Annotated in this window: 14 protein-coding genes; 8 read left to right on the top strand and 6 right to left on the bottom strand. The window is 43.9% G+C overall.

Translation table 11 applies throughout. The annotated features are described in order from the left end of the window. The 3 genes from ABWY16_RS04025 to ABWY16_RS04035 all read right to left on the bottom strand — a co-directional run. Window positions 1-193, bottom strand: a 193-nt coding sequence (locus tag ABWY16_RS04025) for an RNA recognition motif domain-containing protein (protein WP_502930983.1), incomplete at its 3' end; no start/stop codon positions are given. Between the two features lie 128 nt (window positions 194-321). Continuing rightward, on the bottom strand, window positions 322-567 hold the full coding sequence (locus ABWY16_RS04030) for a hypothetical protein (protein ID WP_353903364.1): 246 nt from the start codon (window positions 565-567) through the stop codon (window positions 322-324). 59 nt (window positions 568-626) lie between these two features. Continuing rightward, window positions 627-1,397 carry a queuosine precursor transporter gene (locus ABWY16_RS04035; protein WP_353903365.1) on the bottom strand — a complete coding sequence of 257 codons (771 nt, stop codon included), beginning with the start codon at window positions 1,395-1,397 and terminating at the stop codon, window positions 627-629. Between the two features lie 63 nt (window positions 1,398-1,460). On the opposite strand from ABWY16_RS04035, the gene ABWY16_RS04040 reads away from it, so the two are divergent. The 6 genes from ABWY16_RS04040 to ABWY16_RS04065 are packed head-to-tail and all read left to right on the top strand — an operon-like array spanning window position 1,461 to window position 7,984. Further along, window positions 1,461-2,606: a methionine aminotransferase gene (locus ABWY16_RS04040; RefSeq protein ID WP_353903366.1), complete on the top strand. Its 1,146-nt coding sequence runs from the start codon at window positions 1,461-1,463 to the stop codon at window positions 2,604-2,606. Window positions 2,607-2,634: 28 nt separating this feature from the next. Further along, the gene (locus tag ABWY16_RS04045) at window positions 2,635-3,438 is read left to right on the top strand and encodes a nitrilase family protein (protein ID WP_353903367.1); all 804 of its coding nucleotides are present in this window, start codon (window positions 2,635-2,637) and stop codon (window positions 3,436-3,438) included. A 32-nt stretch (window positions 3,439-3,470) separates the two neighbouring features. Next, window positions 3,471-4,505 carry a glycosylasparaginase gene (locus ABWY16_RS04050; protein ID WP_353903368.1) on the top strand — a complete coding sequence of 345 codons (1,035 nt, stop codon included), beginning with the start codon at window positions 3,471-3,473 and terminating at the stop codon, window positions 4,503-4,505. 10 nt (window positions 4,506-4,515) lie between these two features. Next, entirely contained in the window at window positions 4,516-5,256 is a 741-nt protein-coding gene (locus ABWY16_RS04055) for a copper homeostasis protein CutC (RefSeq protein WP_353903369.1), read from the top strand. 30 nt (window positions 5,257-5,286) lie between these two features. After that, window positions 5,287-7,074, top strand: coding sequence for a translation elongation factor 4 (gene lepA / locus ABWY16_RS04060; RefSeq protein ID WP_353903370.1), 1,788 nt, complete (start codon window positions 5,287-5,289; stop codon window positions 7,072-7,074). 28 nt (window positions 7,075-7,102) lie between these two features. After that, window positions 7,103-7,984 carry a bifunctional 5,10-methylenetetrahydrofolate dehydrogenase/5,10-methenyltetrahydrofolate cyclohydrolase gene (locus tag ABWY16_RS04065; protein WP_353903371.1) on the top strand — a complete coding sequence of 294 codons (882 nt, stop codon included), beginning with the start codon at window positions 7,103-7,105 and terminating at the stop codon, window positions 7,982-7,984. A gap of 2 nt (window positions 7,985-7,986) precedes the next feature. Here ABWY16_RS04065 and ABWY16_RS04070 read toward each other — a convergent pair whose 3' ends face one another. Then, window positions 7,987-8,328 (bottom strand): Rieske (2Fe-2S) protein, encoded by a 342-nt coding sequence (locus ABWY16_RS04070; protein WP_353903372.1) that lies wholly within the window; start codon window positions 8,326-8,328, stop codon window positions 7,987-7,989. Window positions 8,329-8,424: 96 nt separating this feature from the next. Here ABWY16_RS04070 and ABWY16_RS04075 point away from each other — a divergent pair, with 96 nt between their 5' ends. Continuing rightward, complete coding sequence (locus tag ABWY16_RS04075) at window positions 8,425-9,048, top strand: 7-carboxy-7-deazaguanine synthase QueE (protein ID WP_353903373.1); 624 nt, start codon at window positions 8,425-8,427, stop codon at window positions 9,046-9,048. 59 nt (window positions 9,049-9,107) lie between these two features. Next, window positions 9,108-11,048 carry an OmpA family protein gene (locus ABWY16_RS04080; RefSeq protein ID WP_353903374.1) on the top strand — a complete coding sequence of 647 codons (1,941 nt, stop codon included), beginning with the start codon at window positions 9,108-9,110 and terminating at the stop codon, window positions 11,046-11,048. Between the two features lie 44 nt (window positions 11,049-11,092). On the opposite strand, the gene kdsA is transcribed toward ABWY16_RS04080, so the two are convergent. Both kdsA and recQ read right to left on the bottom strand, forming a co-directional pair. Further along, entirely contained in the window at window positions 11,093-11,908 is an 816-nt protein-coding gene (gene kdsA, locus ABWY16_RS04085) for a 3-deoxy-8-phosphooctulonate synthase (RefSeq protein WP_353903375.1), read from the bottom strand. A gap of 8 nt (window positions 11,909-11,916) precedes the next feature. Further along, on the bottom strand, window positions 11,917-14,106 hold the full coding sequence (recQ, locus tag ABWY16_RS04090) for a DNA helicase RecQ (RefSeq protein ID WP_353903376.1): 2,190 nt from the start codon (window positions 14,104-14,106) through the stop codon (window positions 11,917-11,919). Window positions 14,107-14,156 lie beyond the last annotated feature (50 nt).

Genomic DNA, 14,156 nt, shown 5'->3' on the forward strand with positions numbered 1-14,156 from the left:
CACCGTTCATTCTCTTGATCGCTTCCTTAGCCTCTTCGTCTACTGGCATCTCTACGAAACCAAAACCACGACTCTGACCAGTTTCACGATCTTTGATAATTCTAAGTGATTTTACCTGACCGAAATCGCCGAACACGGCTGTTAATTCATCTTCCCCTACTTCTAAAGGAAGGCCTGTAATAAATATCTTCATTAATGTCTAAAAGTTTTCCTCAAAGGTACAAAAAACGGACCTCTTATTTACTATGTATTGTAAGGAATCAGTAAAAAATTAGTTTATTTTATGGTTTTTCTACAACCGGGCGGTTCCAGGCTGTGCTGTTAACTCAGAATTGCACCCGGGACTACATCGAAAGTTCTTTCCATACAGAAGTCTCTGCCTTCATAAGTCCACTCCAGCATCACTTTCCATGATCCGCCGGCCATATCCGTGACAGGGATTACTAATGAACCATCTTCGGTACTGCGCAGGAACTGAATGTCATGCTTAAGACCCGGATCAGATATGCAGCTGAAAAATACTTTTACTGCTACCGGGTGGTCGAAACAAAAAGTCAGGCTTTTCATAAGGCTCAGGATTTAATGTTTTGATAACAAATCACCTGATCCCAATGTTTTAAAAATTATCAATTCCTACCCGCCATTTTAACCAGCCTGCCCGATAAATCTTTTCCAAGATAGCTGTCAATGATTGCATGGACTACATAAAGTACCGGTGTCATGAGAATAGCCACCAGAAATTTATAGGTATAATTGACCAGGCCAATGGCAGCAACCATCTGCCAGCTCCAGTGATACTGCGGATTGAGATAAAAGGCGATAAAGATGACCACAAAACTATCGATGAGTTGTGAGACCAGTGTTGAGCCGGTAGACCTGAGCCATAATGCCCTTTCCCCTGTTATTCTCTTAATGCGGTGAAAAATCACCACATCGGCAATCTGTCCCACCAGAAAGGCAACTATAGAACCCACAATGATCCACATGCCCTGTCCGAAAATGCCGGCAAAAGCATTGTTCATATTCAGGTCTGCGCCATTGATATTCTGGTGAACCCAGAAATCGGATGCCGTAAGCCCCATTGCGCCCCAGATCACGAGGAAAGCAAAAGCAATAAGTATCGAAGTAAGGACAGAAAGGAAACGAACTTGTTTTACCCCAAAGTATTCATTAATAATATCAGTCATGATAAAGATAATTGGCCAGGTTAAGACACCGGCCGACATATTGAATGATAAATTGGGCACTCCCAGTAAATTGATGTCAAAATGTTTGATACCAAGCGTACCTTCCACACTAAAGATCTTTACACCAATGAATTCAGAAAGAATGGCATTGGCCACAAAAAAGGTTGCCAATATGAGCAGCAGCCTGCTCTCTTTTGTTTTAAAAGTCATAGTCCATGAAATTATTAAATAAATCGTAATATCCGGTACGATTTTTTATAATTTCGTATTTACATGATAGCTACTTCTTCGAAACTTCCGGGCACATCCAGCAGTATTTTTTCTGTGATGTCCCAGTTAGCGGCAGAACACAATGCCATTAACCTTTCCCAGGGCTTTCCCGATTATGACTGCGATCCCAAATTGATCAGTCTGGTTGCCGATGCCATGAAAAGCGGGCACAATCAATATGCTCCGATGACAGGTATTTCCTCTTTGAGAACGCTTGTGACAGATAAAATAAATCTGCAATATGGTTCGGATTATCATCCTGAAACCGAAGTGACCATTACTGCAGGTGGTACACAGGCAATATTCACTGCCTTAACAGCCTGTATCCAGCCTGGTGATGAAGTGATTATCTTTGAACCTGCCTATGATGCTTACGCACCAATCATCAAATCACTGGGCGGTCTTGTAAAATCCTATGAAATGGCTCCGCCGGATTACAGGATCGATTGGGAAATGGTGAAAAAACTCTTCACCTCGAGCACCAAAATGCTGATCCTGAACAGCCCGCATAACCCAACAGGAACAACCCTCAGCGATGAGGATATCAGGGCACTGATCAAACTGGTTAAAAACAATGACGTCCTGATCCTGAGTGATGAAGTATATGAACACCTGGTATTTGACGGAGAAAAGCACCGTTCACTGGCCATGTACCCCGAACTGAAAGAACGAACGTTTATAGCAGCATCTTTTGGAAAACTGCTGCATGCAACAGGTTGGAAAACGGGATATTGCCTGGCTCCGGAAAACCTGATGAAAGAATTCAGAAAGATACACCAGTTTAATGTATTTAGTGTAAACACACCAATGCAGGTGGGCATTGCCAATTATCTGCAGGATCCCTCAGTTTATTTAGGCCTAGCTGATTTTTTCCAGCAAAAACGCGACCTGTTTCGCAACCTGCTCGCGGAGACCAGATTTAAATTATTACCTTGTAAAGGTTCGTATTTCCAATGTGTGACGTATGATCATTTCAGTGAGGAGGCAGATACCGCAATTGCTATGCGCCTTATCACTGACTTTGGCGTCGCATCTATACCGGTTTCAGCATTTTATATGAGAAATACGGACCACCGTGTGCTCCGTTTTTGTTTTGCGAAGAAGCAAGATACATTAGAAAAATCCGTTGAAAGATTAATGAAAGTATAATTTTACACGTCCCTTACCTATATACTATATGGAAAGTCCAAGTTATCTCAACATCAATAATCTCAAAATTACCATTTTTCAGGCTTATTTATTTTGGGAGAATGTTGACAAGAACCTGCAGAATATTTCCCTGCGTTTATCGATGGGCGTAAAGGAAAAAACAGACCTGATTGTACTTCCTGAAATGTTCAATACGGGTTTCAGTATGAATGCTGCCGAGCTGGCCGAAGAGATGGATGGTAAAACTATGACCTGGATGGCACAGGCGGCCACAAGATATGAATGTGTTGTAACAGGCAGTCTGATCATCAAAGAAAACGGGCATTTTTATAACCGCATGATCTGGATGCTGCCCTCGGGAGAATACCAGCATTATGATAAAAGGCATCTCTTTGGGATGGGCCAGGAAGATCAAACCTATACGGCAGGAAAAGATGAGGTAATCGTAGAACTGAAAGGCTGGAAGATCAGGCTGGCGATCTGCTATGACCTGCGTTTCCCTGTATATCTGCGTAACCATGATACCGCTTATGATATCCTGCTGATTATCGCGAGCTGGCCCGACAAACGCATTTCACACTGGAAAACCCTGATTCCTGCAAGAGCTATAGAAAATCAGAGTTACGTTGTTGCTGTAAACCGTGTTGGCCATGATGGCAACGAAGTATACCACAGCGGTCATTCCATGTGTATTGACGCCTATGGCAATACTGTTTATTATAAACCGGAAGATGAAGATCTTTATACCTTTAGCATCAACTACGAAGAGATGGTAAAGATCAGACAGGGTTTTCCTTTTCTGAAAGATGCAGATGATTTTACCCTGAATTAGTTACAAAACCTTATTATACAACAAAACCTTTTATGTTCGACCGAAGAAAATTTATCAAATCATCTGCTCTATCTGCATCCTTGCTCGCCATTGGTAAAAGTGGCATAGCGAATATCATTCCTGCTCCCCTGCATACCGCTGCAACAAAACCTCTGGTTATCTCTACATGGGATTTTGGTATTGCGGCAAACCAGGCGGCATGGAAAGTGCTTTCAGGTGGTGGCCGTGCCCTTGATGCCGTTGAAAAAGGCGTGCAGGTGCCAGAATCAGACGTTAAAAATCAGTCGGTTGGACTCGGCGGTTTGCCAGACCGTGACGGAAAGGTGACTCTGGACGCCTGTATCATGGACGAAGAAGGAAACTGTGGTTCCGTAGCAGGTCTTGAGCATATCGAACACGCAATATCTGTTGCCAGGATGGTGATGGAGAAAACTCCGCACGTAATGCTTGTGGGTGACGGTGCGCTGCAGTTTGCGCTGGAGAACGGCTTTAAAAAAATCAATCTGCTCACGCCGGAAAGTGAAAAAGCCTGGAAAGAATGGTTAAAAACGGCCAAGTATGCGCCGGTAATGAATATAGAAAACAAATTGTACGATAAGGCTTCTCCTACCCGCCTGCCGGGCAATCAGTATAACCACGATACCATTGGTATGCTGGCCCTGGATGCAAATGGTAATCTTTCCGGTGCATGCACAACCAGTGGGATGGCTTATAAGCTACATGGCCGTGTAGGTGACAGCCCGATTATCGGTGCAGGTCTCTATATTGACAATGAAATCGGAGGGGCTACTTCAACCGGTGTCGGTGAAGAAGTAATCCGTAATGTAGGCAGTTTTCTGGTTGTGGAACTGATGCGCCAGGGTTATCCGCCTGAAGAAGCCTGTAAGGAAGCAGTAATGCGGATCATCAAAAAGAAACCGGCAAAAGCAAAAGAGATCCAGGTAGGTTTCCTGGCCCTGAACAAAAAAGGACAGTACGGAGCATACGCAATTCAGAAAGGCTTCAGCTATGCTGTTTGTAATGAAGAAAACCAGAGTTTACTTATCCCCGGAAAAAGTTATTACTAAAATCAGTTTTATGATCGAAATGGAAGTCTGCGCCAACTCTGTAACCTCTGCTATTGAAGCGCAGCTGGGTGGTGCAAAACGTGTAGAACTGTGTGCCAGCCTTACTGAAGGTGGCACAACGCCAAGTTATTCGGAAATTGTAATGGCCAAAAAGATGCTGGATATAGAGGTCTTCCCTATAATCAGGCCGCGTGGCGGTGATTTTCTCTACTCCGCCCTTGAGTTTGAACTGATGAAAGAAGATGTCAGGATGTGCAAGTCGCTCAACTGTGAGGGCATCAGTACCGGCATACTCAGCAGAGAAGGCAAAGTTGATCTCACCCGCTGTGCAGAATTGTTTGAACTGGCTCATCCAATGAAGGTAACTTTTCACCGTGCTTTTGATATGACTGCTGACCTGGAAGAAGCCCTTGAAGATATCATTTCGCTGGGTGCAGTACGAATACTGACTTCGGGCGGAAAATCCTCTGCACTGGAAGGCGCTGCTGTACTTTCAAAACTGATAGCAAAGGCAGATGGCCGTATCAGTATTATGCCAGGTGCAGGAGTAAATCTCAGGAATATCGCCGAAATTATAGCTTTGACAGGTGCGAAAGAATTTCATGCTTCGGCCAGGCTTCCTGTCAGCAGTGAAATGACTTACAGGAATGAAGAACTGAACATGGGCGCTGATACAGATGAGTACAGCACCACCCTGACGGATGCCGGATTGGTCAAAAAATTACTGGAACTGGCAAACAGTGCGGAATAATCAAGCGAATATTCTATATTTGCGGCACTGATGAAGCACATACGTAATTTTTGCATAATTGCACATATTGACCACGGGAAGAGCACTTTGGCCGACCGTCTGTTAGAATATACGAATACTATTACCCAGCGCGAGTCTCAGGCTCAGCTGCTGGATGATATGGACCTGGAGCGTGAAAGGGGTATTACCATTAAAAGTCACGCTATCCAGATGGATTATATCCAGGATGGACAGCCTTATGTTTTAAACCTGATCGATACTCCGGGACACGTGGATTTCTCGTACGAAGTTTCGCGTTCCATTGCTGCCTGTGAAGGTGCATTGCTGATCGTAGATGCTTCACAGGGAATCCAGGCACAAACAATTTCCAACCTTTATCTGGCTTTAGAGCATGATCTGGAGATTATCCCGATCCTGAATAAAATGGATCTTCCCGGTGCAATGCCTGAAGAAGTGAAAGACCAGATCATTGAACTGATCGGATGCAAAAGAGAAGATATTATCCCGGCATCAGGAAAAACAGGATTGGGTGTATATGATATCCTCCGTGCTATTGTAGAACGCGTTCCTGAACCGGTTGGTAATCCTGATGGTGAACTGCAGGCGCTGATCTTTGACTCTGTCTTCGATTCTTTCCGCGGTATCGTGGCTTATTTCAAAGTACTGAATGGAGAAATCCGCAAAAAAGATAAAGTTAAATTTGTAGCGACAGGCAAGGAATATATTGCTGAAGAAGTGGGTACATTAAAATTAAAACAATCTCCTAAGGATGTTATCAAAACGGGCGATGTTGGTTATATTATCTCTGGTATCAAAGAAGCCAGGGAAGTAAAAGTTGGAGATACTATTACGCATAAAGACCGCCCGAGCTTAGAGCCTATCAAAGGTTTTGAAGAGGTAAAGCCAATGGTTTTCGCCGGTATCTATCCTGTAGACACCGATGAATTTGAGGAACTGAGAGAAGCGATGCACAAGCTGCAGCTGAACGATGCCTCGATTGTTTTCGAACCTGAATCGTCTGCAGCTTTAGGCTTTGGTTTCCGTTGCGGTTTCCTTGGGATGCTGCACATGGAGATTATCCAGGAACGACTGGAGCGTGAATTTGATATGACGGTGATCACTACGGTGCCAAACGTATCCTATCAGGCCATGACCACGAAAGGCGAGTTAATTGTCGTAAATAACCCTTCTGATCTTCCTGATCCAAGTAAGATGGAATATGTGGAGGAGCCTTACATCAAAGCCAACATCATTACTAAGTCAGAGTTCGTAGGTCCGGTCATGTCATTGTGTATCCAGAAGAGAGGAACCATTGTAAACCAGTCCTACTTAACGTCAGACCGTGTGGAACTTGTGTTTGAGATCCCTATGGGAGAGATTGTGTTCGACTTCTATGACCGCCTGAAAACGATCTCCAAAGGTTATGCATCTTTCGATTACCACCAGATCGGTTACCGTAAATCTGACCTGGTAAGACTGGATATCCTGCTGAATGCAGAACCTGTAGATGCTTTATCATCGCTGATCCATCGTAGTAATTCTTATGATTTCGGAAAGAAAATCTGCGAGAAACTGAGGGAACTGATTCCGCGTCAGCAGTTTGAAATCATCATCCAGGCTTCTATCGGTGCGAAGATCATCGCCAGGGAAACCGTTAAAGCATTGCGTAAGGATGTTACGGCCAAATGTTATGGTGGTGATATTTCCCGTAAGCGTAAACTGCTGGAAAAACAGAAAAAAGGTAAAAAACGTATGCGCCAGGTAGGTAATGTGGAAATTCCGCAGACGGCATTTATGGCGGTACTGAAATTAGATTAATCGATAGCAATAAATTATAGCATTTGATATGCAGTTACTGGACGGAAAATTCGCATCAGAAAAGATTAAATTAGAAATAGCTGCCGAAGCCGCTGAATTTTATCAGCAAACTGGCAGAAAACCACACCTGCTGGCAATTTTAGTGGGTAATGATGGTGGAAGTGAAACCTATGTGGCCAGCAAAATGAAAAACTGCGAAAAAGTAGGATTTGAATCATCACTGGTTAGATATGATAACACTGTTACCGAAGAAGAGTTGATTCAAAAGGTTTTGGAAATCAATGCTGACGCTGGTGTGGATGGAATGATCGTTCAGCTTCCGCTTCCAAAACATATAGATCCGGAAAAGATCACTGAAGCCATAGATTACCGCAAGGATGTTGATGGTTTTCACCCCGTAAATCTTGGCCGTATGATGCGTAACCTGCCATGTTTTATTCCTGCAACACCTTATGGTATATTACTTATGCTGCAGGCTTATGGAATAGACACGACAGGTAAACACTGCGTAGTTGTTGGCCGCAGTAATATAGTTGGAAGCCCGATGAGTATCCTGATGGCCCGTAACGCTAACCCGGGAAACTGTACAGTAACGCTTACTCACAGCAGAACAGCAAATCTGAAAGAAATGGTTCTGCAGGGGGATATCGTTGTAGCTGCAATCGGCAAAAAGAACTTTGTAACGGCAGATATGGTAAAACCGGGTGCTATCATTATTGATGTAGGGATCAACAGGGAAACTTCTGAAACAACAAAATCCGGTTACAAACTGTATGGCGATGTGGATTTTGACAATGTTGCACCTTTGGCTTCATGGATTACTCCTGTTCCGGGCGGCGTTGGTCTGATGACGATCGTTGGTTTGTTAAAAAATACTTTGGCATCTGCTAAAAAAGAGATCTACAAATAATTCTACTTCCGAAAAAATCTGCTGAAGAGGCTTTGATGGAATCCTGCATAAAGGCCATCATCCTCTAGGCGCAGCGGATATACATCAATGTAATCTCCCTGGCCTTCTGCTCCCCTGCCGTTTTCGAGATTGTAGGCGTACCGGTGGATTGGGCAAATGATTGATCCGCTGCTGCACCATCCCCCGCTCAATATCCCGCCGGCATGCGGACAGGTATTTTGTATCAGGTAAATCTTGCCTTCAGTCCTGAGGAGACACAACTTTTTACCCGCAACAACAACCTGCCGGATAAAATCCCCAACCGGAATTTCTTCTTCTATCTTATACCAGCGTAAATTTGCCATACATCCTGGTTTTATTCACAGATTAGTCATTTACAGTTCCAATATACAGATATTAACTTTTCCCGTTCATATTTTATTTAACTTCGCAAAATTAATATGGCACACAATATTCCAGCAGACGGCACATTGCTTCCTTTAATGGAAGAGTTTTACACTATACAGGGTGAAGGTTTCAATACAGGCAAAGCTGCCTACTTTATTCGCCTTGGGGGCTGTGATGTAGGCTGTCACTGGTGCGACGTGAAGGAAAGCTGGGATGCTGAACTACATCCCCTGACTGCTGCTGATGATATTGCTGCAAAAGCTGATACTTTTCCTGGTAAAGCAGTGGTAATCACTGGTGGTGAGCCATTGATTTACAATATGGATTACCTGACCAAGAAACTGCATGAAAGGAATATTCTTACTTTCATCGAAACTTCAGGAGCGTATCCTTTATCGGGCGACTGGGACTGGATCTGTCTGTCGCCAAAGAAGTTTAAAGCACCGCGCCCGGAAGTTACCCGCTTTGCTAACGAACTGAAAGTTATTGTATTTAACAAAAGTGACTTTGAATGGGCAGAAAAATATGCCGAAACTGTTTCCCCTACCTGCAAATTGTATTTGCAGCCTGAGTGGTCAAAGTCCCGGGAAATGACTCCGCTGATTATCGACTATGTAATGGCGAACCCCAAATGGGAAATTTCACTGCAAACGCATAAGTACCTGAATATTCCTTAGTATCAGGATATCATTCTTTTTTGTTAAGTTTAGCTTTTAGATCGATCTTAACAAGAACCATGTATATACCTGAGCGCATTCCCGGTAGCCTAAAATCATCAGTTATAGTCCTGACAATCTGGTGTATAATTCTCGCATCAGCCTCAACCCTCCATGCACAGGAATCTGTTGTAAGGAAAGCTCAGCAGCATTTTGAATATGCCCAGAAATCCCTGCAGAACAGGGATTATGATGCAGCTATCCAGTCGCTGCAGGAGTCATCAGCAGCTGATCCTGCATTCCAGCTGGCATTTGTACAGCTTGGTGATGTGTACAGACTGAAAAGAGATTTTGAAAAAGCAAAATCAAGCTATCAGAAGGCGATTGCCATATCCGGAATTAATACTGATGCACGGGTATATTATTCACTGGCTGACGTGGAACTGAAAAGTGGCGACTACCTCAATGCAGGAAATCATTTCAAAACTTTCAAAGAAAATTACAAAGGAAAGGATGCTGACTTGCTGATGAAAACCAATAAGTTTATAGGGGACTGCGCATTCGCTGCAGAAGCCATTAAAAATCCTCAGAAATATCAGCCGCTGAACCTCGGAAGTTCAATCAACACGACAGACAGGGAGTATTTTCCTGCGCTGACGGCAGACGGATCCAGCCTGATATTCAGCCGCACCGTCAACGGGAATGAAGATTTCTATGTGTCCCATCAGACACCAGATAAAAAATGGTCAGCCGCTGCCCCGCTGAGCGGCAATATCAATACAGCCCAGAATGAAGGGGCCCAGTCAATTTCACCAGATGGGATGTATCTGTTTTTTACAGGCTGTAACCGCGCCGACGGTTTCGGCAGTTGTGATCTGTATGTAAGCCATAAAAACGGTAAAGACTGGGATAAACCTTTCAATCTGGGCGCAGCCGTGAATTCAGCGTCCTGGGATTCGCAGCCTGCGGTAAGTCCTGATGGCAGTACACTGTATTTTGTAAGCAACCGCCCCGGAGGCCTGGGCGGATACGATATCTGGGAAACCATGTTGAATGCCGAAGGTGAATGGAGCAAACCTGTAAACCTTGGCCCCGATATCAATACACCTTTTGATGAAACCACCCCCTTTATTCATCCTGACGGAAAAACACTGTATTTCTCTTCCAATGGATGGCCGGGATTGGGTAACATGGATATCTATTATTCCCGGGCACAGGACAATGGCAGCTGGGGAAAACCAGTAAATATTGGCTATCCTATCAATACCTTCAGCGAAGAAACGGGCTTGATGGTTACACCAGATGGCAGCAAAGGCATGTTCTCTTCCATTCTGAAAGATGGATTCGGGGACATGGACATTTACAGCTTTGACCTGCCGGCGGCGGCCAAACCAATGCCAATCACCTATGTGAAAGGCATTGTCAGGGATAAAGAAACTAAGAACTTCCTTGAGGCCAGGGTACAGGTTGTAAACCTGAAAACCAGGGAAACAAAGTTCAATGATTTCACGTCCAAAGATAACGGAGAGTTTCTTGCTGTGATGCCTTTAGGCAGTACCTATGCTTTTAATGCTATAGCTGATGGATATCTTTTCTACTCAGATAACTTTGAGCTGACCACTACGGCGGCAGGTCGTCCCTATGTGCTGGAAATTTACCTGGAGAAACTCAAACCGGGAGGTAACGTCATCCTGAAAAACATCTTTTTTGACACCAATAAATATGAGCTGCTGACGGCCTCGGTGACTGAACTAACGAGCCTGATGGAGCTGCTGCAGACCAATAAAACAATCAGTATAGAAATTCAGGGACATACAGATAATATTGGCAATCCCGCAGACAACCAGAAACTATCAGTACAACGTGCAAAAGCGGTATATGATTACCTGATAGATAACAAGATAGATGCCGGGCGGTTAAGCTTCAAAGGATTTGGTGCTACTGTCCCTGTAGCGAAGAATGAGACAGCAGAGGGCCGTCAGAAAAACCGCAGAACCTCCTTCCTGATCAGTAAGATTTAGAAGGAGGCGCTGCCGTTGAATATGAACTGATAAGGAGGCTGCTCTTAAAGAACTGCATGTCTGATCCGGATCAGCTTTACCATTAAATCTTCCAGCAAGTCAATCTGCAGCATATTCGCGCCATCAGACTTCGCATTTGCAGGATCCGGGTGTGTTTCTATAAACAAACCATCTGCCCCTACAGCAATTGCTGCTTTCGCGATAGTTTCGATCAGTTGAGGTTTACCACCAGTAACACCCGAACTTTGATTGGGCTGCTGCAGTGAATGAGTTACATCCATTACAACCGGTACGCCAAAGCCCTGCATTTCGGGCAATCCCCGGTAGTCTACTATGAGGTCCTGGTAACCAAAAGTATTTCCCCTGTCGGTAAGGATTACCCTGTTGTTCCCTGAATCATGGATTTTTTCTACAGCAAACTTCATGGAACCGGCAGAAAGAAACTGTCCTTTTTTTACATTGACCACCTTACCTGTTTTTGCAGCAGCAATCAGCAGATCGGTCTGGCGGCACAAGAATGCCGGGATCTGCAACACGTCAACATAGGCAGCCGCCATAGCGGCTTCGTCACTTTCGTGAATATCTGTTACTGTAGGCACACCAAAGGTCTGCCCTACTTTTTCAAGAATTTTTAAAGCTTTCTCGTCACCAATACCAGTAAAGCTATCCCCTTTAGAGCGGTTTGCTTTTCTGTAAGAACCCTTAAAGATAAAAGGAATCTCAAGTTTATCAGTAATGGTCACGAGTTTCTCGGCTATTCTCAGCGCAATTTCTTCGCCTTCAATTGCACAGGGGCCAGCCATTAAAAAGAAATTTCCGGATGTGGAATATTTTAATTTATCTAGTTCGAAATTGATCATTCTTACCTTTAGTTTCCAAGTTCAGACATGAACTTTATACGCATTAATTGTATCTCTTCACGGGTATAATCCGTTTCTCCCAAATCTTTGAGTGCCTCATCTATAGAGTCATTTTCTGCCGAGCGGAAGTAATCAAACACTTCATCCTGGCGGTCATCGTCCATAATCTCATCCACAAAATAGTTCAGGTTCAGCTTTGTGCCGGAGTTCACAATCGCTTCAATTTCCTTCAGGATCTCAAAGTATGTGATTCCTTTGGACTTGGCAATGTCTTCCAGCCCGATCTGCCTGTCCACATTCTGAATGATGGACACCTTCAATTGAGATTTATTAGCCTGAGTTTTGATGATCAGGTCTATTGGCCTTTCAATATCATTATCGGCTACATACTTTTTGATCAGTTCCAGGAATGGCGTACCAAACTTCAGGGCTTTACCATTTCCAACACCGGAAATCTGTTTCAGCTCTTCCATTGAAATCGGGTAATGCGTACACATCTCTTCAAGGGAAGGATCCTGGAATACAACAAATGGAGGAACATTTTTCTGTTTTGCGATCTTTTTGCGGAGGTCTTTCAGCAGTTGCAGCAATTGGGTATCCAAAGTTCCGCTACCATGTTTTACATCATCCTCATCATCATCAGAAGCACTGTCAATAGGCTCATTCAGAATGAATTTGAGTGCATAGGGATTAGCTATAAAATCGGTTCCGGAATTGGTCAGCCGCAGTAAACCGTAATTGTCGATATCCTTGGAAAGAAAATTATTCAAAACGGCCTGTCTAACCAGGGATTTCCAAAGGTTTTCACCTTCTACTTTTCCCAGTCCGAATTCCGGCAGTTTACTGTGTTCGTAAGCAATCGTTTGTGCAGTTTCAGATCCCATCAGTATACTCAGGATATGGGCATCATCGAATTTCTCACCGATGTCTCTGATCATGAGCAGCAAAGTTTTCAGGTGCTCCTCAGCCTCAAACAGCTGTTTAGGCTTTTTACAGTTATCGCACATGCAGTTACAGCCAGCTTCATTGAAGTTCTCTCCAAAATAGTGCAGGATCTGTTTTCTGCGGCATACGCCTGATTCAGCATAATCAATAACTTCCTTCAGGATCTGTGTACCGATCTCACGTTCGGCAACAGGTTTATCCTTCATGAATTTCGCCAGCTTGTCTACATCCTTCTGTGCATAAAATGCTATACATACACCTTCCCCGCCATCACGGCCGGCTCTGCCGGTTTCCTGATAGTAGCCTTCCATACTTTTAGGAATATCATGGTGGATCACAAAACGCACATCAGGTTTATCGATACCCATACCAAAGGCAATCGTAGCAACGATGACCTCAGCATCTTCCATCAGGAACTTGTCTTGCGTTTCTGCCCTTACCTTAGGCTCCAGGCCGGCGTGATAGGGCAAGGCTTTGATCCCGTTCAGGTTCAGTGCTTCAGCTACCTCTTCTACCTTTTTCCTGCTCAAACAGTATATAATACCTGATTTACCTGTATTGTATTTGATATACCTGATGATTTCCTTGAGTACGTCCCTCTTGGGGCGGATTTCATAAAATAAATTTGGCCTGTTAAATGAAGATTTAAACAAGGTCGCGTCACTCATCTGCAGATTTTTTATGATATCCTGCTGTACCTTAGGTGTAGCCGTAGCTGTTAAAGCAATAATCGGAATATCAGGGCCGAGGCCGCTGATTACCTGTCTGATCCGCCGGTACTCCGGGCGAAAATCATGTCCCCATTCCGAAATACAATGGGCTTCATCAACCGCAACAAAAGATATAGTAATGAGCTTCAGGAATTCGATATTATCCGCTTTGGATAGAGATTCCGGTGCTACATATAATAACTTAGTCTGTCCACTCAGAAGATCGTTTTTTACCTGGGTAATTTCCGATTTATTCAAAGAAGAATTCAGGAAATGCGCAATGCTGTCACTCCCGCCAAACGCCCTGAGCTGATCTACCTGATTTTTCATCAGCGCAATAAGCGGTGATATCACGATAGCAGTACCCTCAGTCATCAGTGCCGGTAATTGATAACAGATAGATTTTCCTCCCCCAGTGGGCATGATCACGAAGGTGTTTTTGCGTTCAAGAACATTAGTAATAATTGATTCCTGATCGCCTTTAAAGTTGTCGAAACCAAAGAAGGTTTGTAAGTTGTCAAACAACGACTTTTTCACGTCCATTTTGTGTATAAAATATTCAGTGCTATTTTTGATTCAAAATAACATAATTT

Origin of the sequence: Pedobacter sp., assembly GCF_040513095.1 — a bacterium.
GTDB lineage: Bacteria > Bacteroidota > Bacteroidia > Sphingobacteriales > Sphingobacteriaceae > Pedobacter.

Bases quoted from the DNA above. Each gene is read 5' to 3' on its own strand.
- ABWY16_RS04030 (WP_353903364.1), bottom strand. From the start codon at position 567: ATGAAAAGCCTGACTTTTTGTTTCGACCACCCGGTAGCAGTAAAAGTA.
- ABWY16_RS04035 (WP_353903365.1), bottom strand. From the start codon at position 1,397: ATGACTTTTAAAACAAAAGAGAGCAGGCTGCTGCTCATATTGGCAACC.
- ABWY16_RS04040 (WP_353903366.1), top strand. From the start codon at position 1,461: ATGATAGCTACTTCTTCGAAACTTCCGGGCACATCCAGCAGTATTTTT.
- ABWY16_RS04045 (WP_353903367.1), top strand. From the start codon at position 2,635: ATGGAAAGTCCAAGTTATCTCAACATCAATAATCTCAAAATTACCATT.
- ABWY16_RS04050 (WP_353903368.1), top strand. From the start codon at position 3,471: ATGTTCGACCGAAGAAAATTTATCAAATCATCTGCTCTATCTGCATCC.
- ABWY16_RS04055 (WP_353903369.1), top strand. From the start codon at position 4,516: ATGATCGAAATGGAAGTCTGCGCCAACTCTGTAACCTCTGCTATTGAA.
- lepA (WP_353903370.1), top strand. From the start codon at position 5,287: ATGAAGCACATACGTAATTTTTGCATAATTGCACATATTGACCACGGG.
- ABWY16_RS04065 (WP_353903371.1), top strand. From the start codon at position 7,103: ATGCAGTTACTGGACGGAAAATTCGCATCAGAAAAGATTAAATTAGAA.
- ABWY16_RS04070 (WP_353903372.1), bottom strand. From the start codon at position 8,328: ATGGCAAATTTACGCTGGTATAAGATAGAAGAAGAAATTCCGGTTGGG.
- ABWY16_RS04075 (WP_353903373.1), top strand. From the start codon at position 8,425: ATGGCACACAATATTCCAGCAGACGGCACATTGCTTCCTTTAATGGAA.
- ABWY16_RS04080 (WP_353903374.1), top strand. From the start codon at position 9,108: ATGTATATACCTGAGCGCATTCCCGGTAGCCTAAAATCATCAGTTATA.
- kdsA (WP_353903375.1), bottom strand. From the start codon at position 11,908: ATGATCAATTTCGAACTAGATAAATTAAAATATTCCACATCCGGAAAT.
- recQ (WP_353903376.1), bottom strand. From the start codon at position 14,106: ATGGACGTGAAAAAGTCGTTGTTTGACAACTTACAAACCTTCTTTGGT.